The sequence below is a fragment of the Ruminococcus flavefaciens 007c genome (assembly GCF_000571935.1).
GTDB classification, from domain to species: domain Bacteria; phylum Bacillota; class Clostridia; order Oscillospirales; family Ruminococcaceae; genus Ruminococcus; species Ruminococcus flavefaciens_F.
Genome location: NZ_ATAX01000007.1, coordinates 60,889 through 80,787 on the forward strand (window position 1 = coordinate 60,889; position 19,899 = coordinate 80,787).

17 protein-coding genes and 1 pseudogene are annotated in these 19,899 nt (G+C 46.8%); 1 reads left to right on the forward strand and 17 read right to left on the reverse strand.

All coding sequences use genetic code 11. The features are described 5' to 3' along the window. Positions 1 to 27: 27 nt before the first annotated feature. From RF007C_RS16805 to RF007C_RS01685, 17 genes and pseudogenes are all read right to left on the reverse strand, one after another. Complete coding sequence (locus RF007C_RS16805) at positions 28 to 1,305, reverse strand: glycoside hydrolase family 11 protein (RefSeq protein ID WP_082316660.1); 1,278 nt, start codon at positions 1,303 to 1,305, stop codon at positions 28 to 30. A 237-nt stretch (positions 1,306 to 1,542) separates the two neighbouring features. Further along, entirely contained in the window at positions 1,543 to 2,994 is a 1,452-nt protein-coding gene (locus RF007C_RS01615; protein ID WP_037296600.1) for an oligosaccharide flippase family protein, read from the reverse strand. A gap of 14 nt (positions 2,995 to 3,008) precedes the next feature. Then, positions 3,009 to 4,130 carry a phosphonopyruvate decarboxylase gene (gene aepY / locus RF007C_RS01620; protein ID WP_037296602.1) on the reverse strand — a complete coding sequence of 374 codons (1,122 nt, stop codon included), beginning with the start codon at positions 4,128 to 4,130 and terminating at the stop codon, positions 3,009 to 3,011. A gap of 1 nt (position 4,131) precedes the next feature. Continuing rightward, the gene (locus tag RF007C_RS01625; protein ID WP_037296603.1) at positions 4,132 to 5,250 is read right to left on the reverse strand and encodes a phosphonoacetaldehyde reductase; all 1,119 of its coding nucleotides are present in this window, start codon (positions 5,248 to 5,250) and stop codon (positions 4,132 to 4,134) included. Between the two features lie 3 nt (positions 5,251 to 5,253). Next, complete coding sequence (gene aepX / locus RF007C_RS18270) at positions 5,254 to 6,534, reverse strand: phosphoenolpyruvate mutase (protein WP_176662196.1); 1,281 nt, start codon at positions 6,532 to 6,534, stop codon at positions 5,254 to 5,256. 345 nt (positions 6,535 to 6,879) lie between these two features. Then, positions 6,880 to 7,260 (reverse strand): annotated as a pseudogene (locus RF007C_RS18275) (NTP transferase domain-containing protein); the annotation flags it as partial. Positions 7,261 to 7,286: 26 nt separating this feature from the next. Beyond that, positions 7,287 to 8,621, reverse strand: a complete 1,335-nt coding sequence (locus RF007C_RS01635) for a Gfo/Idh/MocA family oxidoreductase (RefSeq protein ID WP_037296605.1) — start codon at positions 8,619 to 8,621, stop codon at positions 7,287 to 7,289. A 42-nt stretch (positions 8,622 to 8,663) separates the two neighbouring features. Continuing rightward, a complete protein-coding gene (locus tag RF007C_RS01640) occupies positions 8,664 to 9,731 on the reverse strand; it encodes a pyridoxal-phosphate-dependent aminotransferase family protein (RefSeq protein ID WP_037296607.1) in 1,068 nt (355 codons plus the stop codon). Between the two features lie 43 nt (positions 9,732 to 9,774). Continuing rightward, positions 9,775 to 11,010, reverse strand: coding sequence for an O-antigen ligase family protein (locus RF007C_RS01645; protein ID WP_037296608.1), 1,236 nt, complete (start codon positions 11,008 to 11,010; stop codon positions 9,775 to 9,777). A gap of 6 nt (positions 11,011 to 11,016) precedes the next feature. Continuing rightward, positions 11,017 to 12,012 carry a glycosyltransferase family 2 protein gene (locus RF007C_RS01650; RefSeq protein ID WP_037296609.1) on the reverse strand — a complete coding sequence of 332 codons (996 nt, stop codon included), beginning with the start codon at positions 12,010 to 12,012 and terminating at the stop codon, positions 11,017 to 11,019. A gap of 3 nt (positions 12,013 to 12,015) precedes the next feature. Beyond that, positions 12,016 to 12,876 (reverse strand): LicD family protein, encoded by an 861-nt coding sequence (locus RF007C_RS01655; RefSeq protein ID WP_037296610.1) that lies wholly within the window; start codon positions 12,874 to 12,876, stop codon positions 12,016 to 12,018. After that, a complete protein-coding gene (locus tag RF007C_RS01660) occupies positions 12,869 to 13,708 on the reverse strand; it encodes a LicD family protein (protein WP_037296612.1) in 840 nt (279 codons plus the stop codon). Before RF007C_RS01660 ends, RF007C_RS01655 begins: the two co-directional genes overlap by 8 nt. 12 nt (positions 13,709 to 13,720) lie before the next feature. Beyond that, positions 13,721 to 14,470: a LicD family protein gene (locus RF007C_RS01665; RefSeq protein WP_037296614.1), complete on the reverse strand. Its 750-nt coding sequence runs from the start codon at positions 14,468 to 14,470 to the stop codon at positions 13,721 to 13,723. Positions 14,471 to 14,482: 12 nt separating this feature from the next. Next, the gene (locus RF007C_RS01670; RefSeq protein ID WP_037296616.1) at positions 14,483 to 15,406 is read right to left on the reverse strand and encodes a transketolase family protein; all 924 of its coding nucleotides are present in this window, start codon (positions 15,404 to 15,406) and stop codon (positions 14,483 to 14,485) included. Between the two features lie 11 nt (positions 15,407 to 15,417). Then, positions 15,418 to 16,422 (reverse strand): transketolase, encoded by a 1,005-nt coding sequence (locus RF007C_RS01675; protein ID WP_037296618.1) that lies wholly within the window; start codon positions 16,420 to 16,422, stop codon positions 15,418 to 15,420. 11 nt (positions 16,423 to 16,433) lie between these two features. After that, complete coding sequence (locus RF007C_RS01680) at positions 16,434 to 17,372, reverse strand: aldo/keto reductase (protein WP_242836256.1); 939 nt, start codon at positions 17,370 to 17,372, stop codon at positions 16,434 to 16,436. An 18-nt stretch (positions 17,373 to 17,390) separates the two neighbouring features. Continuing rightward, a complete protein-coding gene (locus RF007C_RS01685) occupies positions 17,391 to 18,056 on the reverse strand; it encodes a sugar transferase (RefSeq protein WP_037296625.1) in 666 nt (221 codons plus the stop codon). 831 nt (positions 18,057 to 18,887) lie between these two features. Here RF007C_RS01685 and RF007C_RS01690 point away from each other — a divergent pair. Continuing rightward, the gene (locus RF007C_RS01690) at positions 18,888 to 19,832 is read left to right on the forward strand and encodes a flavodoxin family protein (protein WP_037296627.1); all 945 of its coding nucleotides are present in this window, start codon (positions 18,888 to 18,890) and stop codon (positions 19,830 to 19,832) included. Positions 19,833 to 19,899: the final 67 nt, after the last annotated feature.

Genomic DNA, 19,899 nt, shown 5'->3' on the forward strand with positions numbered 1-19,899 from the left:
TCATGCTGTGGCGTTATGGATTATTTATCAGCCTGCTTCCTTTTCGGCAGCTACGACCTCATCAACGTAGAAATCTGTAAGACTGTCTGTGGATTCAACATAAAGCTGAAGATTTTCGGCTCCATCGGGGATAACATATGCGGGATTTTCAAGAGTGATCCACTCTCCGCTCTTTGCGGGGAGCAATGCAATCTCGTCATATTTCTCGCCGTCGTTCTCATACTGCATGGTAAGCTTCATGGTAGCGTCCTTGCCGCTGTTCTGCATTACCTTAGCGCTGAACTTATAAGCCTCGCCCGGCTTGTAGGTATCGGCGCTGAGAAGTATTGTAGCACCGTTCCAGTAATCGGTTCGGCCGCTTACGAAAAGCGACTGCTTGCCTTCAGCAGCATTCTCCTCATCAACTGAGACCATTGAACCGCCTCTGGGTATCCAGCCCTGTGTGCCCTCCTCAAAGCCTATCTCGAAGAATCCTGCTGCTGTGGGAGCAGAGGTGTCGGTATTGCCGAGCTTTTCGATGGCCTTTTCATCAACGGTTACTTCAATATCATCAGCCTCGGAGTAGGTACCGCCCACCTTGAGGTCATTCTTATATACAGTAGCCTTGCCCTGTGACTGGTAGCCCTCGATGGTCAGTGCGATCTCGTACATCTTTCCGAGCTCGAGGCCGCATTTCTTCCATGCGTCAAAATGCTTGGATATTGATATGGTACCCTCCAGCTTTGTGCCCTCTGCCTGGGGTTTGAGCTGCCTTACGCTCCAGTACTGATCGAAGGTCTGTGTGCCGTCGATGGAGGGCTGTTCGTATCTTGTGGTCTTGTAAATATCATATGTTGCACCGTCAACAGTGACTGTTCCCAGTGCAAAAGGAGCTCCCGGCGGTCTCCATGAGCCCCATGATTCGATTATATAATACTCGATAAGAGGCTCTCTTGTCCAGCCGTATACACACATATAGGAATTGCCGTCGGGCTGGTAATCAACGCCGTAGTCTATGGAAATATTTCCCAGCTCCTGGTATGTAAGCGTACAGTCATACTTCTTTCCGCGGCGGAAAAGTGCGTTGTTGATATTGCTCCACTCGCAGGAAAATGTACCGCCCTTGCCGTCCACATTGAAGGTAGTGTCGCCGTTGTCTTTCCATAACTCATAATCATAGCCGTCCTGATTACCTGTTATATTCTCGGTAAAGACCTGCGGTTCTGCCGCCTTTTCCTTTGAACTGCCGCTGCAGCCTGTGAGTATTCCCATAATACAAACAACAGCTGTTGCAACAGATAATTTCTTGAATATGCCTTTTCTCATCAAGGTCATGACCTCACTTTCGGATTGTATTCCCGATAATATGGGCTATCGGGCGTCCAATTTGATTGTACCATATATTGGGATTTTTACAAGTCATTTTTTGCGCCTGCAATGTCAATTTTTGCGCATGACCATTTTTTGCGGAACATATCTGCTACTTTATGCAAAAAGCAGCCCGAAAGACAGGCTTTCAGGCTGCGCAGGCTTCTTTTTATACCGCATGAGATTATCAGTCTGTCATGCCCCTATTTTTAATTTCTTTTTCACGAGCTTTAAGCCCATAACAGCCACGCTGTTCTTAAAGAGGAACAGTGTTGCGAAATAAAGTATGACAGATGCGCTGCAGGCAACCATTACTATGAATATGTTCCTGTGTATGAACATTGGAACGCATATGCAGGTAATCAGTATCAGCACACAGCCTATTACCACCGACAGCCAGTCCTTGAGCTTTATGTTCAGCTTATAGTACTTCTTGCCATAGTGATAAGCAAAGCCGAGACATATCGCCTCTGCGATCAGTGTGGTAAGAGCAGCAGCATTGTGCTTGAGGAAGGGGATAAGGGCAAAGTTGAGGCCGATATTAAGAATGGAAGCCACAACTGTAGCTCTCAGTATCTTGTCCTCATTGCCTGTGGGGATAAGTATGCATGACTTATAGAACCAGGCAAACACGCTGAAAAGCAGTCCTACGCTGAGTATCTGAAGTGAGAATGTAGCGTCAACGTACTTGGGCTTTGTGATAAGGAGTATCACGTTTTTGCTCAGTGACGCAAGACCTATCATTGCAGGTGCTCCAAGTACCATGAGAGCGGTGAATACGCGGTGACAGGTGCTGTTGAATTTCTCTGTATCCTTATTTGCCCAGTAGCTTGAAAGGCGGGGAACAGATACTGTTATGACCGCTGCAAGGACATTCTTTACGATAGTGTATATCTTTGCCGAGGTCGAATACAGCGCAACGATGCTGTCTGTTGTGAGAAATCCCAGGATAAGCACGTCGGAGTTTACGTAGATACTGGTGGTAACGGTATTGGCGAACATTGTCATAATAGGCTTGATATGCCGCTTTATACCGTCGGTGATCTTAAATCTGATCCTTGCGTAATTTCTTCGTCCTATGAGATACAGAAGGTTTCCGCTGGAAGTTGCCATGACAGTGACTGCACAGTAGGGCAGTATATCGTCCTCTTTTCTTACCAGTACAAAGAGCAGCAGAAGTGAAAGCACATGAGTTATAAGGCTTCTTACAGTGATGTAGAAGTATTTTTCATATGCGGAATATATCCACTCACAGCCCAGTGTGGTAAAAAGTACATTTATACAGAGAATGACGATGGCAGCTCTGTAGGGGCGGAAAAAGGGTATGAGCAGTACTATTGCCAGTACGGCATATGAAGCTATGGTCGCTATGACATTTATGGTGAATATCTCGGACGCCGTCTGATCCAGCTTTGCACGGTCATTTCTGACCTTTGCGCATTCTCTGATAGCATAGGTGTTTATTCCGAGAGCTGCGAACATAGCAACATACTGCATCACAGAATAGGAGAAATTGTATTTTCCGTAATTATCCTGAGAGAGTACATCTGTAACATATGGGATGGTTATGAGCGGGAAGATTACCGAAAAGATGGTCTTGATACCGCTCAGTACCGCATTTAGTCCCATAGATTTTCTTTTGGCCATATCCAGACTATCCTTTACAGTGTTGCGATATAGTCCATGAAGTTCTGCTTGTTCTCAAGAGCAGTTGTAGTAGGTCTGCCAAGATCGTCTCTTGCACCGATAGAGCACTCTACCTCGATGAGTGAGAGCTCGTTTCTTGCCTTTGCAGCAGCAAGCTCGCTGTCAAGCTTCTCAAAGCTGTCTACCTTTACAGCATTGGGATAACCGCAGGCCTTTGCAACGCCTACTATGTCTATCTGACCTGCAACTGTGGGCATACCGCCTACAGTCTCGTGAGCAGAGTTGTTGATGATAACGTGAACCATGTTATTGGGCTTGTTAGCTCCGAGAAGAGCCATGCTTCCCATGTGCATGAGCATTGCGCCGTCACCGTCGATACACCAGATCTTCTGCTGAGGCTTCTCGGAAGCAACGCCGAGAGCGATAGATGAGCTGTGTCCCATTGAACCTACTGTAAGGAAGTCATACTTATGTGACTGTCCGTTGGCCTCTCTGATCTCAAAGAGCTCACGGCTTGCCTTACCTGTTGTGCTTACGATAGGATCCTCGCCGCTTACCTTTACGATATGGCGGATGATCTCCTCACGCACCATTGTATTGTCGTTCTTGTATACGACCTTCTCGTCATAGCTGATCGCGCCCTTGCGGATAACGAATGCTACCTGCTTGCCGCTTGCAAGAACTGCTCTGAACTTCTCCATAGCAGCCTTTACCTCGTCATCGGTAGTATCCTTGCCGATTATGAATGTAGCGATGTCCATATCCTCGAGAAGCTTTACTGTAACCTCGCCCTGATAGATATGCTGGGGCTCATCGTGTATACCGGGCTCGCCTCTCCAGCCTACGATAAATACCATGGGGATAGCGTAGACCTTGTCGTTGAGAAGGCTTGCAACAGGGTTGATGATATTGCCTTCGCCGCTGTTCTGCATATAAACTACGGGCACATTTCCCGTAGCAAGGTGGTAACCTGCTGCAAGAGCAGTACAGTTACCCTCGTTTGCTGCGATAACATGATGGTGCTTGTCGATACCGAATGTGTTCATCAGGTAATTGCAAAGAGCCTTGAGCTGGCTGTCGGGGACGCCTGTATAGAAATCAGCGCCTATAATTTCAACGAGTTTTTCAACTTTCATTTTATTCACCTAAAATCTCTCTATAAAGTTTTTCCACAGTCGGAACATCAAGTCCGACAGGATTATTTTTAAGTCTTACGGGATTTACGGAGGTCTTGAGAATATCTATATCGGCCTCTGATCTCATCTTGGGGACTTCAAGACCGATCTTTCCGAAGATCTCATTGAACTTTTCAGCTGCCTTTTCAGCTGTATCACAGCCCATTGCAGCTGCGATCTCGCCGAATATCTTTCTGAGATGCTCCTCTCCTCTCTTATCGATGCACTTATCAACAGCAGTTATCATATAAGGGAAAAGCTTCCTTATGCAAAGAGCTGCCGCATGACCGTGGGATACGCCGTAAAGGCTTGTGAGCTTATAGCACATTGCATGACCTGCTGTGGTCTGCGTTATATTTATAGCCTTGCCTGCCAGATTTGCAGCTCTGAGCATATTGGCATTGGCTGCATCGTCATTGGCAAAATAGCCGTCCATATTCTCAAGTATGATCTTTATAGCTTCCCTGCTGTAACCCATGCTCTCGTCAGTGCTGTTCACTGACCAGAAGGATTCGATGGCGTGGCAGAAAGCATCCATCATAGTGGACTTCTTCTGGTATACGGGAAGTGTCCTGAGAACACTGGGATCAAACATAACAGTCTCGGGGATACAGCTGTAATCCGCTACGGACTGCTTGTTTCCCTGATAGTATATTACCGCATAGCGTGTCGCTTCGCTGCCTGTGCCGGCAGTTGTGGGAACTGCAAGGAAGGGGATGCTGTTGGGAACTATCTCCTGACTGAGATAGCCGCCTTCAGCTCCGTCGCCCTTCATATTGCTGTAAAGCTTTATGCACTTTGCAACATCCAGAGCGGAGCCGCCGCCGATGGCCATAATGCCGTCGCAGCCGCTACTTCTGAATATATCAACGCCTTTTACTACCGATTCATACAGCGGGTTTGGCTGAAAATCGTCAAATCTGATCATTTCGGTATCTATTTCTGGCAGATGCTCGTTTATGGAGGTAAGGAACTGCAGAGAGCTGTCGCATACCAGCATCAGCTTCTTTATATTGTTTTCCTTTACCCAGCGGTCAAGCTCTGCATAGCCGTTTTCAGCTGTAATGATCTTCTGGCTCATCGCTTATTCCTCCGGGATAAGTGTGATGATCTCCTTGATGCTCATGCACTTATCGTCACATTCCTTAGCTCTGTGGTTCTCAAGGATAGTCTTTGCAGCATCCTGCATTGCAGGGAAACCAGTTCTTGTGAGCTGGTTAGCATATATGATGATATTTGCTCCGCGCTCCTTGAACTCTTCCTCGTATACAGCATTGAATGATGTAGGAACGAGTACGATGGGAGTTGTCTTGTCCTTCTCACGGAACTTCTCGATGAACTCGAAGATCTCTGAAGGATCCTTTTTACGGCTGTGGATCATGATTGCATCAGCTCCTGCACCTGCAAAGGCAAATGCTCTCTCAAGCGCATCGTCCATTCCTCTTTCGAGGATAAGGCTCTCGATACGTGCACAGATCATGAAATCAGCTGTCTTCTGAGCTCTCTTACCGGCCTTGATCTTCTCGCAGAAGTTCTCGATGCTATCCTGAGTCTGCTGTACCTCTGTACCGAAGAGGCTGTTCTTCTTCAGACCTGTCTTGTCCTCGATGATGACCATTGAAACGCCCATACGCTCCAGTGATCTTACTGTATATACGAAGTGCTCTGTAAGTCCGCCTGTATCGCCGTCGAAGATGATAGGCTTCGTGGTAACTTCCATAATATCATCTATTGTACGGAAACGACTTGTCATATCGACCAGCTCGATGTCGGGCTTGCCCTTTGCGGTAGAGTCGCAGAGTGAGCTTACCCACATAGCGTCGAACTGCTTTGTGCCGCCGTCCTGATATACCTTTGTCTTTTCAACGATAAGGCCTGTGATACCGCTGTGAGCTTCCATAGCAGTGATAAGGCCCTTCATTTCAAGAGTCTTCTTGAGTCTTGAACGTCTTACATCAGGCAGTGAGAGCTCTGCTCTTGCTCTGTCCTCCATTGCCTTGTACTTGCTGTCGTTGGAGTAAGGGAACTCAACAAGCTTTCCGCCGTAGGAAGCAAGTATGGATACTACCTCGTCACGAACGGGCTTCTGGAAGCCGTTTACCCAGTCGTCGCCGTGTACAACGATATCGGGCTTGTACTGCTCAAGGTTTTCCTTGTAGCTGAGAGTCTTCTGGTCAACTACCTTGTATACGCCTGCAATATTCTCGAACATCACCTTGCGCTCGGAAGCAGGTACGAGGGGGTATCTCTTATAGCCTGCAACTGCCTCATCGGAAAGAACGCCGATGATGAGCTTGCCGAGGCGCTGTGCCTTCTTGATAATGGCGATGTGTCCACCGTGGATTATATCAGTAGAGAAGGTCATATATACTGTTCTGTTCTCGACCTCCTTGAGTCTTGCACTTACAACTGCAAGATCCTCGGGATTGTCTATCTCCGAGCAAAGCATATTCTGTACGTCGAGAGCTGCGATATTGCACTGACCGTCAAGCTCGTTGAGTGCATTCTCGGCATATACCTTTGTGTTGTCCGACTCGCAGAACTCAACCATCTTATCCAGCCACTTCTTCCAGTCGTCCTTCTTCAGCTTGTAAAGGGGCTGAGCAGCCATAGCGTCATTGAAGAAATCAATGCCCACCTTCTGTACATAACCGTCCTTGATAACAGCCTTGAAGTCCTTCTCGGGGAGCTCAAGTGTAGAAGATACTGTCATGCAGGAGGTCTCTGAGTCAACTACCTTATCGAATACCTCATTCTCAAATACGAGGTCGCCGTGCATGAGAATGATGTCATCATCGAGGGACTCTCTTGCACAGTAGATAGAATAGATATAGTTTGTCTTGTCGTAAACAGGGTTTTTTACAAATGTAAAATGCAGCGGCAGTCCGAGACTCTGGCAGTAATTGACAAGAACGCTGTCAAAAAAGCCTGTTGTCATTACGACTTCAGTTATACCTGCGTCTGCGATCTGCTTCAGCTGATGTGACAGGATAGTCTCGTTTGTACTTATCTCTGTCATACATTTGGGGTGTTCCGAGGTCAATACTCCCATGCGGGTGCCGAGACCGGAGTTCAGAATAAGTGCTTTCATTTTCCATTTCTCCTTGATTTTAATAATTACTTCAGGCAATGGATATTTCCCGAGTAGAATTTCTCCATTACCGTACAGATTGCCTTTGATACCGCAGGATCAACGTATGCGTCCTGCCTGCCTGCTGTTATGGCTCTGACAAATGCCGCTATCTCGTAGCGTATGCCTTCGCCGTCCAGCTGATAGAAATACCTTTTGTTATTTGAGGGATCTTCAAAACGAACCTCAAAATAGTCTGTTTTCCACCACGGCGCAGGAACTATGATATACCCCTTTGTACCTGAGACCACAAGCTCCCCTTCCGACTTCATGCCCTTGCCTATGCGTACAGAGGCAACTGCCGAGGGATAAGTGAGGTCTATCTTTGAGAATATATCGAAATCCTTTGTGCCTTCGATCATTTTTGAAGCGATATTCATACCTATGAAATCGCTTCCCAGTATCTGGAATACAGGCAGAAGTCCCGGAGGGCCCCATTCCGTTATGGTATTCCAGTTCTTTGAAAGTATTTCGGGGCTGCAGGCTCCGAAGTCCTTCATACTGGTGCATACGCTGTCCACAGAAACGACTTCGCCTATCTTTCCTGATTTTATCAGGAGAAGCAGTCTTTCATAGGCAGTGGCATATGCAGTCTTTATTCCTTCCATAAGGATACATTTATTTGCTTTTGCAAGCTCAAAGAGCTTTTCACATTCGGCTGCCGTCAGAGCGAAGGGCGACTCACATAACACGTGCTTGCCGTGTTCGAGAGCGGCAGAGACCTGCCTGAAATGTGCAGAGGGATGTGAAGCCACATACACTGCATCGACCCTGTCCAGGAACTCGTCATAGTCCTCGATATTCTCCAGACCGTTCCAGCTGTGGTCTCCGAGGATCGCAGCGGGCTCGACTCCGTTGACATATCTGACCTCTCTCATGAACTTGTCTATGCTCGTCAGAGTCGTATCGGTCTCACCTATGATACCGATGCGGACGTGGTTCTTGTCCGCTCTGAGCTCTGTACTTGACACGCCTTCGGTTCGTGAGAGGTATACCACCTTGCAGTAATTGCTGAGGTAATCGAAATGCCCCTGCCAGTCCGAGCCGACAGTGAAAATATCTATGTTATACTTTCGTATGTCATCTATTTTCTGACCTTCGTACTCTTCGACTATGACCTCGTCGGCAATTCCTGTTGCACGAACCGCCTCAAGACGGTCGGTCAGGGACTGCTGATTATTGATCTTTCCGCGGGTCTTGTCGAAGTCGTCACTGGTCACGCCGACTATAAGGTAATCACCGAGAGCCTTGGCACGTTCCAGCAGTCGGATATGTCCGTAGTGGAGCAGATCGTAAGTTCCGTAAGTTATAACCTTGACCATAGGATAATTCTCCGTATCATATTCCGTACTTCATGTCAAAGCTTACAGAAGACCGCGTTTTGACATATCATGGAGCGCGTCAAGGAGCTCCTGATTGTTTTCATCTGTAATATTGCCTATATGTCCCACTCTGAATACTGTATCAGCCAGTTCTCCGCCGTTGGGGCATACCCAGATGTGGTACTCGTCCTTGAGTATACGGATGATCTCCTTTGCGGAAACGCCTGTGGGATGAAGAGAGGTAACTGTATTTGAAGGCGATTCCGAAACAAATTCAAAAGGCAGATCGCTGATGCCGTCCCTGAATGTCTTTGCTACGGATGCTATCCTTTTTCTTTCGGCAGCGATTCCGCCGTTATTTACTATAAGCTCAAGGCGCTTGTGTATCTGAAGAAGAGTGGTAACAGCAGGTGTAAAGGGAGTCTGTCCTCTTTCTCCGTTTTTGAGAGCCTGCTTCATACTGAGGTACATACATACCTCTTTATTCTCCTCAACTCTTTCCAGAGCGGCAGGTGACAGCGCGATAAGAGAGATGCCCGGCTGAACAGCCAGAGCCTTCTGTGAGCCTGTCAGTACAGCGGCAGCCCCCATCTTCTCCATATCCAGCTCATCTGCGATAAACGCGCTTATGGCGTCAACTATGAGCATGATATTATTCTTTTTGCAGAAATCAGAAACAAGGTCCATATCATACAGAACACCTGAAGAAGTCTCGTGCATATTTATCAGCAGAGCCGTATGATCCTCAAGACCTTCCAGCTGCTCTTTTCTGAGCTGTCTGCCGAATTCGCACTTGACCTCAGTAAAATTCCTGCCATGGACCTCGCATAATTCTACAAACCTATGTCCGAAACTTCCGCCGTTGATAACGATGACCCTATCCTTGTCGCTGAGAATATTCATGACGCAGGATTCCATTGCACCTGTACCCGATGTAGTCAGGAATACACATCTGCTCTTTTCGGGAGCATGGAGCATATCAAGGATCATTTTCTCGTTCTCAAGCATGATCTGTGAAAATTCAGGTGTCCTGAAATAAGGTGTTGAATGATTTGCGACCTCGATCACTTCATCACTCGACATTACAGGACCGACTGTAAAATTCAGCATTATACCATATCCTCCTCTTTATATTTATCAAAAAATCACAGGCTTATGTAAGCCTTAAAACCAGCTTTTTCTTTCTGCCGACTCTCTTCTCGGCATATAACGACGAATACCGCCAGCTGTAAGCCATTGCCGTAAAATATGAAAGGAATGCATAGGAATAAGTCTCACATTCTACCATATCTATTACCATTGCAGCAAAAATACATACTGCAAAGAAAGGAACTATGGGACTTTTCTTGTATTCCGAGAGTTTGTTCATCCCCGTCCATACGATAAACATGAACATACCGAGAGCTACGAAACCTCCACGCAATGCTACCTCAAGATACTGATCATGACAATTGACGTTCTGAAGAAAAACAAAAGTTACATCCGTCGCCTGACTTCCTATTCCGAGTACAGGGTGTTTCATTATGACTTCCTCAGCAGCGACCCAAATAAAGGTTCTGTGCGAGAAAGTGATATTCTCTCCGAAAGCCATTGCAAGAAGCCCAGTATACTGTCCGACTGCAAGGAAAATAAGTGAAAAAGCAACTATTCCCGATGCTGCAAAATAAAGTATCCTCGGATCTATTTTTCTTATTGTCTTTATCCTATCTCCAAAGAAGTAATAAAGAGCGATAGCTGTTATTATTATCGAACCCGTAAGAGATTCGCCCAGTACCTCCATAAGCAGCGAAAGCCCCAGAGCCGCAATCATATTATAGTTTACACGTTTTTGTTTCTTCTTGAGTGACTCCTCCAAATATGAGAAAAGAATAAGCATAAGTCCATAGAACTTATAGGCGTTTCTGTTTCCGAGGAAGGTGTTGGGCTTATCATCAAGTCTAATTACCTTCGGAGTCGTATACAGTCCATTAGGAAACAAGAAGTAAGTGGCTATATTTATAAGAATATACGCCGTCAGCACGTACCTGAACACCAAAAGCAACTCTTTTTCTCTGCCCGAACCTATACACAGCACGATAAGAGAAACGGTACCGATCAGTGGAGCAACATAGTTCAAGCATTTGTGTATGTGTCCATGATATATCACCGTTGAAAACATCAGTATAATACAGAACACACAGTTCAGTACATACATCAGATTGACCTTTTTCTTTACGATGACGAGAGCTGCGGGACAGATTGCCACCAGATATTGAAACCATCTGAAAAGGCCATAAAATCCCTGAGGAAGTATATACGAATAGCTGTTTGGCGTCCATAATACAAGAATTGTTCCAAAAAACAGGACATACTCAAATAAAGCATCAAGGTTTTTAAATCTCAGTTTCATACCGGTCTATCCTTTGCAAAACTTCAGAAGCATTGATGCAAGTCCAAGCCTCATGGCGTAGTATTTTTTTCCGTAAAGGCGTTTTCCGTCCCTGAAGCCTATCCTTTTTGCGGCTCCTTTTACGAGAGGATCACAAAGGAAACTGCGGACATTCTTCAGCTTCTCCTTCTGTGAGACCATATGGAGATTCTCGTTCTCAATGGACATGAATGTCCTGTAAAGACACATACGGTCTGCCCTTCTGGCAAATTCCTCGGAATAAGCCTTGTTTTCCTTGGCAAAGGCCTTGATCTCAGCGTATATGAGCTTTACCATGCCGAAGTAATCCTCCACATACTTATGTGTTATGGACTCCTCGTTCTGGCGGTAATGCAGGAATTTTCTGTCCGTCATGGAATAGACCCTGCCGCAGAAGAAATGGAACTCGCTCAGGAGCATATAGTCCTCTGATCTTTTCAGCTTGTCGTTGAGTCTGAGTCCATGCTCCCTCAGGATCGACGTCCTGAACATACGGCAGTGAAGGAAGGGCACTACTCTGCGCTTTTCGCGGTAAATGAAGTCCAGCCAGAGCTTTTTGCACTCTTTTCCTTCATAAAGTCCCTGCTTCAGCATAGGATCAGGCTGAGGGACGATCCCCTTTTCCGAGAACCTGTCCAGACCCCATATGACCATATCGGCTCCTGTGCTTTCGGCAGCCTCCAGCGCCTCGGCATAGGCGTTGGTGTCTATTTTATCATCTGCATCTATAATTGTGAAGTATTCACCCTTCATGCGGTCAAAGGCAGTATTTCTTGCACCTGCCACGCCCATATTCTCCTGATGTATAGGGACAATTCTCGGATCCCTCCTGCTGTACTCATTGATTATCTCAAGGGTATTATCGGAGGAGCCGTCATCCACCACAAGCACTTCAAGATCCTTGTAAGTCTGTCCGAGGACTGAATCCAGACACTCGGGCAGGTATTTTTCAGCATTATATGCTGCTATGATAACACTGATCATCAATCAGTCTCCTTTTATCACATCTATACAGTGCTTGCAGACCTGCTTATCCTTCGGCGGGAGCTTCATGTAGTTCCCGTAGATTATCTTAAGTACGCCGTCAGGATCCTTGGGACCTGCCGCGGAAACGCCCTCAAAAGGGATATCCTTCGGCTTTCCGTACATAGCTGTGGGAACGATCTCCCTGAGCTCGTAATCGCCCAGCATATTTATACAGTAATCCGACTTGTAGTAATCGTACTTCTGGAGCAGATTGTCTATACGGTATCTCTGCTTCTTTCTGTCAAGATTGAGAAGCTGAGGTATATGAAGAACTGTGATGAACTTCCTCATTATCTTCTTTGCAGTGGAATTCTGAGGAGCCACGCCCTCCTGCTTCCACTTTGCAAGGGAAAGCAGACGCTTTGTGAGCTTCAGTCTGTATCCGTACAGCTTTCTGTGCAGGTCGCCGTTGGGCATACCGTCAAGAGGGAACACGTCTACCCAGGCATTATCCACCGTCTGAGTACGTCCGTCGCCTCTGAGCCGGCGCACCTTTACCTTTTTGCTTGCTATCTTTATCATAGTTCCCACAGTGAAATCATCTGTATCCCTGTCACGGAAATCTATGCAGAAATAATCCTCGGGGAGCTTTGACTTGACTATCTCACGGAAACGATTGTAGTCAGGTCTCGGCATACAAACGTCCATATCGTCGTCCCAGGGGATAAAGCCCTTGTGACGCACCGCCCCCAGAAGAGTACCGCTTGAAAGGAAATAGCGTATGCCGTTACTCTCGCATACGTCCTTGATGGCCTTGAATATCTCCAGCTCCGTGAGCTGAACCTCTCTCAGCTTTTCACGGCTGATGTATTTCTCACTCATTCTCCGCACCTACTCTCTTAACGTTTACTACGTGCTTGCATACCTGCTTGTCTTCGGGCGGGAGCTGCATATAATCGCCGAATATCTTTCTAAGCACCTTGTCGTACTTGGCAGGTGCGGGATACTTCTTACCTTCAAAGTCAAGGTATACGGCCTTTCCGTAATAGCTTACGGGCATAGTCGATTCAAAGCGCTCATCACCCATTATCATTACCGTGCGTCTGCACTTATCATAGGGATGTCTTGCGAAATACTTCTCAAGCTTTTCATATCTCTTCTTTCTGCTCATGAGCTTGCCCAGACGAAGCACCTTGTTCACGTTGATGATAAGGTTCTCAATGAAAGTCTTTTCCTCGGCGTTAACGCCCTTTACCTCAATATCGCAGAGGCGGCAGAGACAAAGACGGTAGAGTGTACCGATCTTGAACATCATGTACGGCAGCTTTCCGTCAGGAACACCGTCAGACGGCCATATATCCACCCATGCGTTTGCCCACTTCTCCACAGATCCGTATGTACGGAGTATCTTGCACTGTGTGTTTTCCACCTTGAGAGTGGAGGAAGCAAACTTTGAGTTTGAAAGCTTATAATGATTGAGCACCATATGAGAAGGGAGGTACTTTCCCGCCTCCTTCAGAAAGCGCTCGTAATCGAGTCTCGGCATTACAAGATCCACATCGTCATCCCACGGGATAAAGCCGTGATGTCTTACAGCACCTATAAGAGTACCATAGGCAAGATAGCATCTGAGATCAAGCTTCTTACAGATGTCAAAAACCACATCCATTGTTTCCAATTCTGATTTCCAGATAGGTTCAAGCAGATTAGACATATCTTTTTCTCCTCAACTGTTATGTTTTGGTATCCGATCCTTTTCGGGCGGAAGCTGCATATATGTGGGACCGTATAATTTTGTGAGCACAGGCTTATATGCCTTGGTTATAAGGAACTTCTCATCTCCGAAGGGGCATCTGGCGAAGGAAGAGAACTCCGCTTTCTTCCATATCATAGACATTACGCTGAAGGCGCCGTCTGCGATATAATATCTGTTGGAATCCGTATTATTGAACTTCTGTGCCAGCTCATGGTACTTTCTGTACTTCCAGTCAAAGGAGAAAGGAAGTCCCATGATATGTGTGGCAAGGACGAGCATCTTATTGGGCAGAGAATACCTCTTGTAAACTATATCCTTTTTCATCATGCCCTGGAGTATTTTCAGCTTGAACAGAGTTTTCTTCTGCACCGATTTCGTGGGAGCAGCCTTATCGAGGATAAATATATCCACAAAGACCTCTTTGCTTCTGTCTATCCTTATTCTGGGCACCCATGTGTCCGTCTCGTCAAGATAAGCGTCACCCATTTTATCGGAATGAGCGCAGTATTCGCGGAATCTGTCAAACTCCTCCCTGAACATTACGATGTCAACATCGTCGTCCCAGGGGATAAAGCCCTTATGGCGGACAGCTCCCAGAAGAGTTCCGCACATAAGTGAATATTCACATCCCGCCTCGGTACAGATCCTGTCGAACTCTGAAAGAGCCCTGCTGAGTCTGCCCTGTAATTCCTTTAAAGAATCTGAAGTCATATAGGCCATATGCTACCTCTCTCAACCCTCTAACTGCTGCATGACTTTCTTAACTATGCTGCTGCTGTCGATGCCGTACTGCTGACGCAGATACTTCTGATTGCCGACTCTGACGCTGTATTCATCATTTATGCCGATCCTGAGCAGCGCAGCCTTGTTGCTCCTGTTCTCTGCCATTACCTCTGCAACGGCAGAACCGAAGCCGCCGACTATATTATGCTCCTCACAGGTCACGATGAGCTCGAAGCTGTCCGATACAGCTTCAATGGTCTCACTGTCGATGGGCTTTACAGTCGGGAAGGTATATACGGCAGGCTCGAAGCCCTTGCTTCTGAGCTCGTCATAGGCAGCTGTCACCTCTTCAAAAATAGCACCTGTGGAGAACAGAGCTATCCTCTTGCCGTCATGTACCTTTATAGCCTTTCCGATCCTGAAATTGTCGATCTTCTCATGGATACGCTTTTCACCGCCGCGTCCGAGCCTGAGATAGGCTGTACCTTTATATGAAGCCAGAGCCTTTGTACACTCCTCCGCTTCAACAAGGTCTGCGGGAGCCATTACCACAACGCCGGGAAGAGCTCTCATTACAGCCAGATCCTCCGTAGCATGATGACTCATGCCGAGAGAACCGTATACGAATCCACCGCCGATGCAGACGATCTTGACATTTGCATTATGATATGCGCAGTCGTTTCTGATCTGCTCAAGGCAGCGAAGGGTGGGAAAATTACCGATAGAGTAAGTGAATACAGTCTTTCCCTCCAGAGCCATACCTGCGGCTACAGAGGTCATATTCTGTTCAGCAATGCCCGCATTTGTGAACTGATCGGGCACCTGCTCCCAGAACGGTTTCAATACGCCGAATCCCAGATCTCCGGTGATCAGCTCGATTTTTTTATCCTTTTTGGCAAGTTCAACCAGGGTTTTTACAAAAGTATCTCTCACAGCAAATCACCTCATATCTTATGCTCACGTTCAGCGGAACCCGACTTTGCCTCAACACGGCGCATCTTTTCCGGGTAGGCTGTATTCCACGTATAAGAGAATGTATGGTCGTTGCCGATATCATCGTCTGCACCGGGCAGAACAGGATCCTTGATACCGTCAGGTGTGTAAGGATCGGCAACTCCCTCGGGCTTGTTTGCGAAGAGCTCGCTGACTGCACTGTCGTACTCCCAGCCGTCATGGGGGAATCTGTAATGCCAGAGTATATCATTCTGCATGAAGGATACTCCGCAGCCCTTGATGGTATTTGCGATTATAACTGTGGGCTTATGATCCGAGTTGTGTGAAAGCTCGTCTGCCTTTGCAAAAGCAGCCTTGAGCTCAGCATGATCATTGCCGTTGATCTCTATGACATTCCAGCCGAATGCCTTCCACTTTGTGCCGAAATCCTCTATTTCGAGGGTATTCTCCTGGAAATCGAGGCTCTGCATATGATTATGGTCTACTATTGCAACGAGATTGTTCAGTCTGAAGTGGTTTGCAAAAAGAGCTGCCTCCCATACTGAGCCCTCATCGCACTCACCGTCGCCGACAACTACATACACCTTATGGGACTTGCCGTCCTTTTTAGCGGCATAAGCCATGCCTGTACCTGCCGAGAGACCATGTCCCAGAGAACCCGTGGAAAAGTCCACGCCGGGAAGATGATGGGAAACGTGTCCCGAAAGTCTGCTTCCGTTCTGGTAGTGAGTCTTAAGCTCTTCGACCTCAAAAAAGCCGTTTTCTGCAAGTGCGGCATATATAGATGCACCTGCATGACCTTTACTGAGTATGAAACGGTCCCTCTCGCTCCATTCGGGGACCTTGCAGTCGTACTTCATTACATCAGCATACAAAACAGCTACAATATCGGCTACCGAAAGGATAGCGCCGATATGGCTTCCGCCGGAAAGATGTGTCATCTCTATACCGTGGCGGCGTATCAGCCACGCAAGCTGCTCGCTTGAATACTTCATCCCTTTACACCTCAATCTTTTGATATTTCGTCAAGTTTCTTTATCTCATCCTCTGTAAGCTTCCAGTCTACTCCCTGGATATTTCCGAGTATCTGCGAAGGTCTCTTTGCTCCGACGAGCACCACAGAGCCCTTCAGCCAGTCAAGTATGAACCTGATGGCAACGGCACTGACGGGCTTATCGTGGGCTTCGGCTATACCGCGCATAACATCGACGATCTCCAGATTTTTCAGCAGCTTCTCCCCGTGGAAGTTCACATAAATATCCCTGCTTCTTCTGTCGTCCGAGCCGAAAGCAACGGACTTGTCGTACTTTCCTGTCAGGATTCCCTGTCCCAGACTTCCCCATGTGAAAGGAGAAATGCTGAATTCATCCCTCAGGGTATTGAGATCATTCTCATTCTTTCTGCAGGCAAGGCTGTACTCGTCCTGAACACTGACGATCTTGCCAGTAAAAGGTCTGATCTCCTCATAGTCCTCCTGATGGATATTGGACAAGCCGTAATACCTGATCTTTCCTGCCTGTTTGAGCTGTTCCAGCTTCTCGATAACAACGGGAAGCGGAGTAACGCCGTCCCTGTAATGCACCTGATACAGATCTATATAATCCGTACCAAGACGCTTCAGGCTTGCATCCAGCGCCATGTCGATATATTCGGGGCTGTTATCGTAGACAGTCTTGCCGCCTCCGACTCTCACGCCGAATTTATCTGCGATGATAACGTCTTTTCTTTTGCTGCCAAGAGCCTTTGCGAGGGTAATCTCGCTCTGTCCGAGACCGTAGGTATCAGCGGTATCGAACATATTGACTCCGTTGTCAAGAGCCGCATGAACTGTATCTATCAATTCCTGCTCCTGAACGTCGCCCCAACCATAGCCTCCCATGGGACAGCCTCCCATGCACAATCTGGATACTTTCAGGTCAGAGTTCATTAGTGTTAGATATTCCATTTAATATCCCCCTTGATTTTATCTATGTTCATTTCGAAAGACAAATCCCGTTGCCTTGTTAAAAACAGCGGAAAGAGTCTTGAACAATATATACGCATCTGTTCTGAACGAGACTGTGTGAGCATATTTTATTCTGAGCTTGTTCTTTTTCTTGAGCACGTACTTCTCATACATTTCATCGGCATTTCCCGAGCCTACGATCTCATCGAGGTTGATGAACTCGACAGAACTGTAATCCGTGATGCCGGGACGTACCTTGAGGATGTCCTTTTCTTCGCCTTCATACTGATCCACATACTTCAGCAGCTCTGGACGCGGGCCTATCAGGCTCATATCGCCCTTGAGCACCTGTACCAGCTGTGGGAGCTCGTCAAGCTTGGTCTTGCGCAGGAAATTTCCTGTTCTGGTTATGCGGCTGTCATGGAGAGCGGTAGTACCGCCGCCGATCTTGTCCGCATTCTTTACCATCGAACGGAATTTAGCAATACGAAACGGTCTTCCCATATAGCCGCCTCTGTCGGCTCTGTACAATACAGGAAAACCATCTTCAAGTGCTATCATAATACCGATGATCACATATACAGGTAATAATATTATCACAGCAGTACCTGATATAAAAACATCTATCAATCTTTTAATAACGCGGTTGTAATAGCTGTTATAAGCTTTTTTACGACGTTTCATGATTATTCCACCTTCAGCAAAAAATCAAAAGATCTTCATCCGTCCGCCTTCCGGAGTTTTCGTCGGCGGCAGATGCCCTGTGCTCCGTCGCTGACGGATACACAATTATTATAAAGAGCCATACACGGTCTGACTGCTGATAAATATTAAATGTACCGCGTAGACATATGAAAAACCAAACGGCTCATATACAGAATGTTATATTTGCCGTAGGCCTCGTCATAGCGCCACATAAACCGCATAAATACGCGAAAAACTACATAATCACTATGTATAGGCCTGCATTTTCACACTTAATAATTATATCACCTAAACACCGGGTTGTCAATACACCATTCGGTGTTTTGGTGAATTGGTGCAATTTGCCATGGGCTTTCACGTTTTTTTGACTATATTATGTATTTTCGAAGCCTTCAGAAGCGCTCTGAGTTACTGCCGATAAAACAAATGGTATAGAATGGATAAAATACACACATCAGGCTGTCTCTCGCGGCGCCGGTGAAACACGGCACAATAAAAACAGCGCCTGCAAGCAGATGCTTACCGACGCACTGAGTTTTTATGCACACAAACTCCTAAATTTTATTTTATCATATAATTATATTTTTTTCAAGTAAAAAGTCCACCAATATTTATTACAAATAATTGTGACATTTATTCATAACATATACATTGATTTTTTATAAATTATCACGTATAATTATACTATAAATAAATGTACGGGCGTCCCTCTCTTATCACCCGTCATATCAGTACAGCAAATCAAAGGACCTCGACAATAAACCTCTTGAGATCTAAACATTAAAACATATAAGAAAAGGAGTTTTGTTTATGGGATTCAAAGTAATGGGCGTGACCGCAGGACGCAAAAACAGCAACTGCGAAATACTTACAAAGGAGGCTCTGCTTGCCTGTCAGGAGCTTGGCGCAGAGATCACTATGATAAACCTCAAGGATTACAACCTGCTGGACTGCACAGGCTGCACCTCTTGTACCATGGGTATGTCAATGGGCAAGAACACAGGCTGTGCCCTGAAGAATCAGGACGATAAACAGAAGATAATGGATGTTATGCTCAATCAGGATGCGGTAATATTCTCCGCTCCTACCTATGCTCTCATGCCTTCGTCTCTGTTTCTGAAGTTCATGCACCGCAATCTGGCTTACGAGTCGGCATTCCTCACCAAGATCGGAGCTATCGAGCCCCGCGACAGAGTCGGCGCTCTCATAGCCGTAGGCGGTTCCACACGTTCATGGCAGTCCATGGCAATGGAATGTATGCAGGTAACCACCGTAACCAACAGCTTCAAGGTAGTTGACATGTATATGGCCACACAGGTACCTGCACCTGCACAGGTCCTTCTTTACGAAGAAAAACTGGCACGTGCAAGGGAGATAGGACAGAACGTAATGAAGGCGCTCAATACTCCGCCGGCAGAGCGCAAGTGGCTGGGCGATCCCGATGCGGGCTGGTGCCCGAACTGCCACAGCAACTGTCTGTGTCTGGGTGAACCGCAGTGGGGCGGACTTCAGTATCCTATCGAATGTGCCGTATGCGGCGCAGGCGGAGACCTGGTAAAGACCGACGACGGCAAGTGGAAGTTCGTCATCGCCGAAAACGGTCTGGAGCGTGACCGAACCACTGAAGAAGGCAGAGGCGTTCATTGTGATGAGATCGCCGATGTACAGGGAGGCTTCTTCATGGATCCCGAAAAGCAGAGGATCGTTGCAGAAAGAGCAGAAAAATACAAGAAGATAACCTTCAAGGGAATCTGAGCTGAAAACGCCCGCAGCAGCAGGCGCTCATAAAGATGTAAGCCCGAAAGCGGTACAAAAACTGCTT

Excerpts from the sequence above, each read along its gene's own strand:
- RF007C_RS16805 (WP_082316660.1), bottom strand. The coding sequence starts at position 1,305 with ATGAGAAAAGGCATATTCAAGAAATTATCTGTTGCAACAGCTGTTGTT.
- RF007C_RS01615 (WP_037296600.1), bottom strand. The coding sequence starts at position 2,994 with ATGGCCAAAAGAAAATCTATGGGACTAAATGCGGTACTGAGCGGTATC.
- aepY (WP_037296602.1), bottom strand. The coding sequence starts at position 4,130 with ATGAAAGTTGAAAAACTCGTTGAAATTATAGGCGCTGATTTCTATACA.
- RF007C_RS01625 (WP_037296603.1), bottom strand. The coding sequence starts at position 5,250 with ATGAGCCAGAAGATCATTACAGCTGAAAACGGCTATGCAGAGCTTGAC.
- aepX (WP_176662196.1), bottom strand. The coding sequence starts at position 6,534 with ATGACCTTCTCTACTGATATAATCCACGGTGGACACATCGCCATTATC.
- RF007C_RS01635 (WP_037296605.1), bottom strand. The coding sequence starts at position 8,621 with ATGGTCAAGGTTATAACTTACGGAACTTACGATCTGCTCCACTACGGA.
- RF007C_RS01640 (WP_037296607.1), bottom strand. The coding sequence starts at position 9,731 with ATGCTGAATTTTACAGTCGGTCCTGTAATGTCGAGTGATGAAGTGATC.
- RF007C_RS01645 (WP_037296608.1), bottom strand. The coding sequence starts at position 11,010 with ATGAAACTGAGATTTAAAAACCTTGATGCTTTATTTGAGTATGTCCTG.
- RF007C_RS01650 (WP_037296609.1), bottom strand. The coding sequence starts at position 12,012 with ATGATCAGTGTTATCATAGCAGCATATAATGCTGAAAAATACCTGCCC.
- RF007C_RS01655 (WP_037296610.1), bottom strand. The coding sequence starts at position 12,876 with ATGAGTGAGAAATACATCAGCCGTGAAAAGCTGAGAGAGGTTCAGCTC.
- RF007C_RS01660 (WP_037296612.1), bottom strand. The coding sequence starts at position 13,708 with ATGTCTAATCTGCTTGAACCTATCTGGAAATCAGAATTGGAAACAATG.
- RF007C_RS01665 (WP_037296614.1), bottom strand. The coding sequence starts at position 14,470 with ATGGCCTATATGACTTCAGATTCTTTAAAGGAATTACAGGGCAGACTC.
- RF007C_RS01675 (WP_037296618.1), bottom strand. The coding sequence starts at position 16,422 with ATGAAGTATTCAAGCGAGCAGCTTGCGTGGCTGATACGCCGCCACGGT.
- RF007C_RS01680 (WP_242836256.1), bottom strand. The coding sequence starts at position 17,372 with ATGGAATATCTAACACTAATGAACTCTGACCTGAAAGTATCCAGATTG.
- RF007C_RS01685 (WP_037296625.1), bottom strand. The coding sequence starts at position 18,056 with ATGAAACGTCGTAAAAAAGCTTATAACAGCTATTACAACCGCGTTATT.
- RF007C_RS01690 (WP_037296627.1), top strand. The coding sequence starts at position 18,888 with ATGGGATTCAAAGTAATGGGCGTGACCGCAGGACGCAAAAACAGCAAC.